Below are 6,743 nucleotides of genomic sequence, written 5' to 3'. Positions count from 1 at the left end.
CCATGAGAGTCACCTCACTTCTTCACTACTACGCACCCATCCGCCACCCTCTCATCTTCGGTTCATTTCCTGTTTTCCAGTTATAGAACTTACCGCTCCAAGGTATTTCTTCCTGGGATGAGTAGGGCTTCTCCAGTTGCTTCATATGTCCTCATTACCATGCCATCACTATCACCCCGCTAAAGTAGATATGCCGTATCATTCGGGTTTTCAGCTATCCCTATTGCCTTCACCCTACCAACGTGGGCTCAGCCTTTAGGATTTGTAATTTTCGAGGCCACCTATGTGTTCGCTTTCGCTACGGCCTGGTAATTCGCCCTTATCCTACGATAACGTTGTCGGTAGGCTTCAACACTTTGGTCTCCCTGCTGCTCCATGCTGCTACCCAAGCTACGGGACTCCGACTTTTATCCCGGTAGGTTTAACTCCTACTGAACATACTCACCTTCTCTGGACACACATTGGAAAAATACAAAAAACAAGAAGAGGATCGAAAGTGGGAAAGCATGAGTTTATAGGAGGATTTGCAGCAGTTATGGCAAAAGGAAATAGCGGTATGTTTGAACGTGAAGGAAGAGCAGCATTGCCAATAAAGGAAGTTAAATTGTCACTCGAACCTGAGGCTTCAAGGATAATAGGGAATCTTGTTAATTATGAGGTTGAGGAAGTGTTTGAAAAGTTCTTTGAACGTGATATTACAAGAAATATATGAATTTTAAAGATTTGCATAACGCAATCTGCACTACGCTGAAGAGAGAAATACCAGCAATTCAAACTTGTGAAATTTATCCATCGATAAGGAAAGAATTATTAGCGCCAGCGTTATTTGTAGAGCTTGTGAGTTTAGAATCGGGAAAAGATCCAGGAACAGAAGAATTAGCACTGAAAGCAAGATTTGAAGCACGAATTGTGATTGATAGCACAATAGAAAATGCAGCTATTATTGTCAGAACATTAGCTGCTGAGGTGGCAAAAGTTGTAAACAAAAATACATGGAATATAAAAAATGTTTCACCAGGAGAATTTATCTCTGCAGAAATTGACGGATTTAGACCCGAATTAGATGCATATTTGGTGTGGATGGTTGATTGGAGTCATCAGCTTCATTTAGGTAAATCTATATGGACAGAAAATAAGATTAAGCCACATACGATTATAATAGAAGAAAATGTTAGAGAGTAATTTTGCTATTTCAGAGCTGCAAAGAAAGTTAGCAAACATTGTACGAATAGGAGTTGTAAAAGAAGTAGATTATGAGAAAGCAAAAGTAAGAGTGAAGATAGGAGAACTTTTAACAGATTTTCTTCCATGGATAACTTCTAGAGCAGGAGAGGAAAGAAGCTGGCTACCACCAAGCATAAATGAACAGGTAGTAATATTGTCACCATTGGGAGAGTTATCATTAGGAGTAGTACTTCCTGGAATATATCAACAAAAGTACTCTGCACCAGAAAATAAAAAAGAGGTGAGTAGCTTAACATTTCAAGATGGAACAAAGTTGTCATACGATAAAGATAAACATCATTTAGAGATTGAAGTAGTAGACAAAATAACACTGAAAGTTGGGGGATCAAGTATAGAAATGACAAAAAGTGGAATAAAACTGAAAGCAGAAAGGATCGACTTAAATTGAACAAAGGAATAGTGAGGTTAGGAGACTACTGTGGAGAAGCTATACCACATTTCTGCATTAGCGGAAGTAATAATGTTTTTGTAAACGGTAAGTCAATATGTAGACAAGGAGACAGTTTTAGTGAAGGAAAAGTAATGATTCAAGGATCAAAAACAGTGTTTGCAAATGGTCTTAGTGTAGGAAGAGTAGGAGATATAGTTTCATGTGGTTTTAAAGTAATAAAAGGCAGTGAAAGCGTCTTTGCAAAATAGAAATGAAGGGTATGGATGCTAAAACAGGAAAAACGTTAGAAGGAATAGAGCACTTAAAGCAGTCGACAATTGATATACTGACCACTCCTATTAACAGTAGAATAATGAGGAGAGATTATGGGTCAAGACTATTTGAATTAGTAGATAAGCCAATAAATAGAGTTTTAACTTTGGAAATCTATTCAGCAGTAGCAGAAGCTCTACAAAGGTGGGAGGAAAGATTTAAGCTAGAAAAAGTAAAAATGACAGAGGTGAAAGAAGGAAAAGTAACGTTTGATCTAGAAGGATTATACTTACCAAGCGGGAAAAACATTCATTTTGATGAAATTGTAGTTTAAAGATGAAGCAGCTAAATATTGTAGAAAAGCTGAGTTATGAAGAAATCTTTTCGAGAATGAAGGAAGAGTTAGTAAAGCGAGATGCAAGTTTTACAGGATTGGTAGAAAGTGATCCAGCAATGAAGGTATTAGAAGTAGCAGCATGGCGAGAACTTTTGCTAAGAGAAAGAGTAAATGAAGCAGTAAAGAGTAACTTACTTAAATTTGCGACAGGAGAAGATCTTGATAATTTGGCTGAGTTTTATGGAGTGGAAAGACAAAAAGAAGGAGAGGATGAAAGATTTAGAAAGAGGGTAAAAGCAAAAATAGCAGGTTGGTCAACAGGAGGAAGTAAGGAATATTATAAATATCATGCACTGTCAGCAGATAGTAGAGTAAAAGATGCACTAGTAGGATCACCTATACCAGGAAAAGTACAAATTTCAATCTTATCAACACAATTATCCACAAATGGCATAGTGTTAGAAGAGCTACTTGAAATTGTAAGAAAGCAAGTTACTAGAGATGATATAAAGGTTTTAACCGATACAGTAACAGTAATTGGTTGCAATATTACGGAAATAGATATTCACAGCAGAATGAGCATAAGTCCTCTGATATCGAAGGAGGAAATCAAGAAGCAGTTCATTAAGAAGTTTAAAGCAAATAGAAGGCTGGGATGGAATGTTACAAGATCTTGGATAATAGCAAATTTGTTTGTAGAGGGTGTAGAAAATGTGGAATTAATCGAGCCAAGAGAGGATGTTATGGTGCTAGGTAATGAGTGTGCAGTGCTTGGCTACGTCAAGTTAGATAGGATTTAAAACGTATTTTTTTGTTTTGTGGAATCGTACCAGTGAGGGGATTGCGTGCAATAAGTGGTTTAAGGTTTACTGGATAAAAATGACCAATGTTAGAGAGACGAAAGTATTGATTTTCTTCCAGAAGTTGTAACTTGTTTTTTAAAGTATGGATAATATGGTCAAATATTAAGGAAAGTATTTTCGATATTAAGAACATCTTTATTTTTGATCAGTTCTGAAATGATCTCTTGCTTACTCATAAGCTACCTAAGTAAAGGAAATTAAAGCAACTTAAAAGAAAAGACAAATGAAAAGTTTATTACCGCCAAACGCAAGAAAGCAAGAGCAAGCATTGGTTGATGCAACAGATTATAAGGTTGATCCAAGCTGTATAAGAGGGTTTAAATTTAGATTAGAAGAGGAAACATTGCCGTGGTTGGTTGAAGAATACGGGTTAGAAGAAATACTACGCTGGGTAAAAGATAGAAGAAAAGCCATAGTGGAAGGAGTAAAATTTCAGCGTTTAAGAGGAACCCCAGCATCACTCAAAATAGCACTAAAGTGGGCAAATATAGAAGATATTACAATTATCGAAGAACCACCTGGTAAACATTTTTTTGAACTGCAGATAGGGATAAAAGATATTCCAAATAACTTTTTTGTGGATGCAGTAGTAGAACTTGCAAAACTATCGTTATCAGCAAGATCGCGGCTAATGAGGATTTTCAATCACTACAACGTTGATAGGTTTATTTTAGATGAAAGCTTGTTTGGAAGTTTGTTATCAGATTACTCAGGAATAAAAATTGAAAAAGCTGGACCAGTACTGTCATTTGGTAGAAAGAACACATTTGAGCTGAAAAGCTTAAATCCAAATTTTAAGTTTAGCACTTTTCGGATTCATTATGAGCAAGCATTTAGTAATGACATATATCGATTAGGTGTAGCAGTACTTGGGGAAACAGAAACTCATACAAAAGTTTACCAAGGCATCATTTATGGTATAACTTAAAAGCACTATATCCACTACCACAGAGCTTATTACCGGCAATTAAGTTTGCTAAAGCGCAAGTTATATTATCAGACAGTTGGAATTTTGGAGAAATAAATGGGTGCTTTCCAGTAAGTAGCGTAGAAGAAAAAGGAAATAAATTTTTACTACGGGATAGCAAATTATCTGAAGAACTGTGGAACTTAAAGTATAAGCCAATTTTAGAAAGCTTTAGCGTTACTCACCACTACAAGGTAGAAGATTTTACCAACCAAGCCAATTTTAGAAAGCTTTAGCGTTACTCACCACTACAAGGTAGAAGATTTTACCAACCAGAAAGTTATAAGATTTGGTTTAGCAGAACATAATGTTCATTATGAAAGCGAATTAAATTCAGAGCAAAAAGATTCGATACACGAATTAGAAAATTACATTTTAGTATTTTACCCAGGAGTACTAAAGTGGCATGAACATCGACATTTACACAGAAGTTGGAAAAATAGTCAAGTAATATCTATAGTAAATTAAGTGCTTATATTTAGATCCTCATATATTATATTAATAATAGGTTAAAATGTATGAAATAAAAAGAAAAGGACTTGCTTTCTTATGCTAAAAAGGACATGACTTGAATAGCAGCAGGTAAATATAAGAAATTTGTCTGGCGCTAGAAAAGCTAATTTTGTGAGGTATGAAATGAGTTTTAGCAAGAGTAAGTTTTTTAAAGAAGTATCAAGTAACGGATTTAAAGACATTAATAAAAGAAATGAAGGAGGAGAGACGATCTTGCATCAAGCAGTAGAAATCTCTGATTACAAAACAGTGAGATTATTAATAAAAAAAGGAGCAGAGGTAAATGCAAGAGATAAAAATGGTTATACACCTCTACACTGTGCAGTATTCGCAAAGAGTTTAGAAAATGTAAAAGTGCTGCTAAGGTCGGGAACAGAAGTAAATGCCACTCAATATGTCACTGGATGTACGCCACTCCACTCTGCGTGCAAGATGGGAGGAGCAGGAGTTGAAATAATAAAAGAGCTGGTAAAGGCTGGAGCTGAAGTTAATCAACTGAATAAGTACGGCGCAACGCCAATGTATTACATCTGGGAAAGTGAAAAGTATCGTCTATGTGATAGCAAAGAGAGTGAAAAGGCGAGTAAATTTTTGAGAGAAAAAGGAGGAATAACAAAAAGTAGAGAACTGACGTGCTATGGAATAGAGGGGCTAGTGGGAGAAATAGCAGACATGTTGAATGGAAGCTACATGCCGAAGCTAAAAATAATAGAGATAGGAGAAATAAGCAAGAGAGACAAATCGCTAATAAAGAAAGAATGTCACAATTTAGCAAGCAAGATAATCAGCCAAGTGAATGCAATGATAGATGAGGTGGTAAAAAGGAAGGCTTAGGTTTAAAGAAAAGGTGGGGTAAGTTATGGTAAAGCTGGGTAAAAAAGATACGTCACTATTAGAGAACTCGTTTAAAAATATTTATGAAAGAGACGAAAAAGGAAGAACAGCTCTACATTATGCAGTAGAGGTAAAAACAGTGAGGTTATTAATCGAAAAAGGAGTAGATGTGAATGCAGCAGATGTAAGAGGACATACAGCACTGCATCTAGCGATAATGGAGAAACGTCTAGAAACAGTTAGAGAATTGATAAAATCAGGAGGGAATGTAAATGCTGAAGAGTATGGCAATAAATGCATTCCTCTGCATCTTGCATTTATGGTAGGAGAAAAAGAAATAGCTAAGGAGCTAGTAAAAGCAGGGGCTGAAATAGAGCAAGCACATAAATTTGGAATAACAGCGATGGATTATGCGAAAAATAGCAAAGAAATAGCCGAGGTATTAAAGGAAGAAACAGAGAAAATGGAAAGTTTGTTAAAAAAATAAGAGTCGTATCAGAAAGCGCAACAGCAGTTGGCAAAGGAAGGGCTAGACCAAATTTGAAGGCTGTAGCTGATAAAACTTGGTCTTTTTCATAAGAGTAAATGGATTGATGGAAAAAAGGAGTGGTAAGGCTCCTTGCACTACAAAAACATTTGCAGGAGAAACTATGAGAAAAAGAACATTAACTTGCCGATACGAGCCAGATGAATTAGCGGAACAACATCTAGCAGACGCCTATGAGCTGTTACTAAGGTATGCGGTAAAAAGAAACAATGAAAAGGAGATAAAGAAAAATGATAACAGTGGCCTTATATGCGAGAGTTTCATCGAAGAGTCAAGCGCAGAACAATACAATAGAGAGTCAAATTGCCGAGTTCAAGCATAGAATTGCTGCAGATAAGCATGAGTTATTGAATGAGAATGAATTTAAGGATAATGGGCTTAGTGGGTGGAGTTTAGAACGTGAAGGTTTAGATGCATTACGTGATAAAGTAGTAGAAGAGTTGGGTGGAGTTTAGAACGTGAAGGTTTAGATGCATTACGTGATAAAGTAGTAGAAGATCAAATTGATAAAATTTACATTCATTCACCGGACCGACTATCAAGAAAATCTACACATCAAATGATACTACTTGATGAATTTGAAAAAGCAGGAGTAGAAGTAATATTCTTAAATCATAAGACTGAAAGTCTTGATCTAGTGATACTGATAGATGGACACCAGAAATGGGAATGGCTTGAGAAATCAGTGCACAAAAGGTTACAAGAAGAATTAGCAAAACTAGAAGTAGAAGTAAATAAAGAAAAGACAAAGATAGTCAATTCTATTCTATTTCTATTGTGCTATCAATCACAAT

11 protein-coding genes and 1 pseudogene are annotated in these 6,743 nt (G+C 35.9%); 11 read left to right on the top strand and 1 reads right to left on the bottom strand.

Going from position 1 to position 6,743, the window contains the following annotated elements; genetic code table 11:
- Nucleotides 1–283 precede the first annotated feature (283 nt).
- The 6 genes from WGMM_RS07035 to WGMM_RS05125 are packed head-to-tail and all read left to right on the top strand — an operon-like array spanning nt 284 to nt 3,025.
- Nucleotides 284–712: a hypothetical protein gene (locus WGMM_RS07035; protein ID WP_240991965.1), complete on the top strand. Its 429-nt coding sequence runs from the start codon at nt 284–286 to the stop codon at nt 710–712.
- Nucleotides 709–1,182: a hypothetical protein gene (locus tag WGMM_RS05145; RefSeq protein ID WP_038251009.1), complete on the top strand. Its 474-nt coding sequence runs from the start codon at nt 709–711 to the stop codon at nt 1,180–1,182. Before WGMM_RS07035 ends, WGMM_RS05145 begins: the two co-directional genes overlap by 4 nt.
- Nucleotides 1,169–1,633: a phage baseplate assembly protein V gene (locus tag WGMM_RS05140; RefSeq protein WP_038251007.1), complete on the top strand. Its 465-nt coding sequence runs from the start codon at nt 1,169–1,171 to the stop codon at nt 1,631–1,633. Before WGMM_RS05145 ends, WGMM_RS05140 begins: the two co-directional genes overlap by 14 nt.
- Nucleotides 1,630–1,884 carry a PAAR domain-containing protein gene (locus WGMM_RS05135; RefSeq protein ID WP_038250997.1) on the top strand — a complete coding sequence of 85 codons (255 nt, stop codon included), beginning with the start codon at nt 1,630–1,632 and terminating at the stop codon, nt 1,882–1,884. The genes WGMM_RS05140 and WGMM_RS05135 overlap by 4 nt, the downstream gene beginning before the upstream one ends.
- Before the next feature lie 2 nt (nt 1,885–1,886).
- The gene (locus WGMM_RS05130) at nt 1,887–2,222 is read left to right on the top strand and encodes a GPW/gp25 family protein (protein WP_038250989.1); all 336 of its coding nucleotides are present in this window, start codon (nt 1,887–1,889) and stop codon (nt 2,220–2,222) included.
- Between the two features lie 2 nt (nt 2,223–2,224).
- Nucleotides 2,225–3,025 (top strand): baseplate assembly protein, encoded by an 801-nt coding sequence (locus tag WGMM_RS05125; protein ID WP_038250988.1) that lies wholly within the window; start codon nt 2,225–2,227, stop codon nt 3,023–3,025.
- On the opposite strand, the gene WGMM_RS07405 is transcribed toward WGMM_RS05125, so the two are convergent.
- Entirely contained in the window at nt 3,006–3,221 is a 216-nt protein-coding gene (locus WGMM_RS07405) for an HU family DNA-binding protein (RefSeq protein ID WP_081818091.1), read from the bottom strand. The two genes, WGMM_RS05125 and WGMM_RS07405, sit on opposite strands and share 20 nt — an antisense overlap.
- Before the next feature lie 90 nt (nt 3,222–3,311).
- On the opposite strand from WGMM_RS07405, the pseudogene WGMM_RS05120 reads away from it, so the two are divergent.
- The 5 genes and pseudogenes from WGMM_RS05120 to WGMM_RS07030 form a co-directional block, all read left to right on the top strand.
- A pseudogene (locus WGMM_RS05120) lies at nt 3,312–4,523 on the top strand (phage tail protein).
- Between the two features lie 168 nt (nt 4,524–4,691).
- Nucleotides 4,692–5,402: an ankyrin repeat domain-containing protein gene (locus tag WGMM_RS05115; protein ID WP_038250979.1), complete on the top strand. Its 711-nt coding sequence runs from the start codon at nt 4,692–4,694 to the stop codon at nt 5,400–5,402.
- A gap of 25 nt (nt 5,403–5,427) precedes the next feature.
- On the top strand, nt 5,428–5,889 hold the full coding sequence (locus WGMM_RS05110) for an ankyrin repeat domain-containing protein (RefSeq protein WP_038250977.1): 462 nt from the start codon (nt 5,428–5,430) through the stop codon (nt 5,887–5,889).
- Nucleotides 5,890–6,188: 299 nt separating this feature from the next.
- Nucleotides 6,189–6,404, top strand: coding sequence for a recombinase family protein (locus WGMM_RS06205; protein ID WP_240991964.1), 216 nt, complete (start codon nt 6,189–6,191; stop codon nt 6,402–6,404).
- A gap of 47 nt (nt 6,405–6,451) precedes the next feature.
- On the top strand, nt 6,452–6,743 hold a 292-nt coding region (locus WGMM_RS07030; RefSeq protein ID WP_240991966.1), incomplete at its 3' end, for a recombinase family protein.

Source organism: Wolbachia endosymbiont of Glossina morsitans morsitans, from assembly GCF_000689175.1.
GTDB lineage: Bacteria > Pseudomonadota > Alphaproteobacteria > Rickettsiales > Anaplasmataceae > Wolbachia > Wolbachia pipientis.
This window is presented reverse-complemented; position numbering and strand designations above follow the sequence as displayed.